The organism is Synechococcus sp. H70.1 (assembly GCF_047502705.1).
Classification (GTDB): Bacteria; Cyanobacteriota; Cyanobacteriia; order Thermostichales; family Thermostichaceae; genus Thermostichus.
In genome coordinates this window covers 1-1383 of sequence record NZ_JANSIV010000097.1, presented here as the reverse complement: position 1 = coordinate 1383, position 1383 = coordinate 1, and the positions used below count along the sequence as shown (strand labels likewise).

Genomic DNA, 1383 nt, shown 5'->3' with positions numbered 1-1383 from the left:
GCGGGGTTAATTTCTACAAAGGAGGTGGCCAGGGGAAAGAGCCAGACATCGGCATTGGCCAAGTTTTGGTTGGCCGAAACCAGCTCCGTTCTCAATCCAGGCAGCGCTCGGCGCGTGTTTGGATCAAAAGAAAAGCGGTGGTAAACCCGCACGCCCAGGCGAAAGCTGCAGGGCACCTCCTGAATGACCCTGTTTTCACGGCGGTCGATGCAGGGCGCCCCCTCGTCGCGGAAGGCTTGGATGACGTATTCTTCCGGATTCCGCCCCGGCACTTGAACTTGCGCCAGGCGAAGGGAATAGTTGTCTTTGTGCGTGTAGTTACCGTCATTTGCATCGGCGGGCATCTGGTCAGGGGGTGGGGTGTCGACCAGTGGGTTGGCTCCCACTTTGGGCAGACGAGCCACCTCAAAAGCCTTTGGAGCAGCCGACAGCTCGATATCCACCAGGGTGCGGATGCGATCCACCTCCTCCTGGGCCAGGCGGTTGGCCAGCTCCACCCGCTCGCTCATGGCCCGCCGGTAGGCAATCACCGTGAGGGTGGGGGCTAGGGCGGCCATGGCCAAGGCCACGATTACCACCGAAGACAACACCTCAATGAGGGTAAAGCCCTCTGCTGCCAGTTGCCACCGAAGCCGACCCTTGCCCATGGATCCCTCCCTATTTCGCCCCTACCTTGAATCTACCCCTGACGGGACGGGTCAATATCAATTGAACTCATTGCAGCCGCCAATCCGCGCAGACGGATCCAACGGCACATCCGGCTGATTCTGGAGCGCGCAGCGCAGCCGCCGCACATACGGATCTTGTGGATCCAGCTCGCGCAGGAACTCTGTGCGCGCGTTGGAGGGGAATTGGAAGCGGCTGGAGACAGCGCCAGGGCGGCGAGCAATCTGCAGGCCCACGTCGTAGCCGAAGCGGCGACGAGGTGGGAAGTAGTAGTCGTAGCCGCGCAAAAAGGTTGAATCCTGCACCAGGTTGGGCGGCTCGAAGCTGTGCTGCAGGAAGGGGCCGGTGGCATAGGTGCTGTAGTTGAGCTGGATCATCGAGCCGCTGAAGAAGAGGTTGGTACCTCTCCACATCTCATTGAGGCGTAGGAAGTTGTGCATGCCGCCGGCGGTTTGATGCAGCCGCGACGGGAGCACCCCGCTAACGGCCACCGCGTTGACCCGCGTCTCTCGGGCCGGCTGCAGTTGCCAGTTTTGGCTGCCGTCTTCGTTGCGGCGACGCTGGTTCACATCAGTTGAGGCCAGCTCTTGGAAGCGAGGAATGGGAATAGGTCGCCGCGTCACCTCGTCCAGGATCACGCCCAGCACCGGGTTGTTGCCAGCAAAGCCCGTGGTGGGCTTGTTCAGATCCAGGGTAAAGGGCTCCACATCCACCCAC

At 61.3% G+C, this 1383-nt stretch carries 2 protein-coding genes; both read right to left on the bottom strand.

Features of this window, described 5'->3' with window-relative positions; genetic code table 11:
* Positions 1–647, bottom strand: a 647-nt coding sequence (locus tag NW827_RS07065; protein ID WP_414503489.1) for a prepilin-type N-terminal cleavage/methylation domain-containing protein, incomplete at its 3' end; no start/stop codon positions are given.
* A gap of 57 nt (positions 648–704) precedes the next feature.
* A partial coding sequence (locus tag NW827_RS07060; RefSeq protein WP_414503488.1) for a hypothetical protein occupies positions 705–1383 on the bottom strand: 679 nt, incomplete at its 5' end.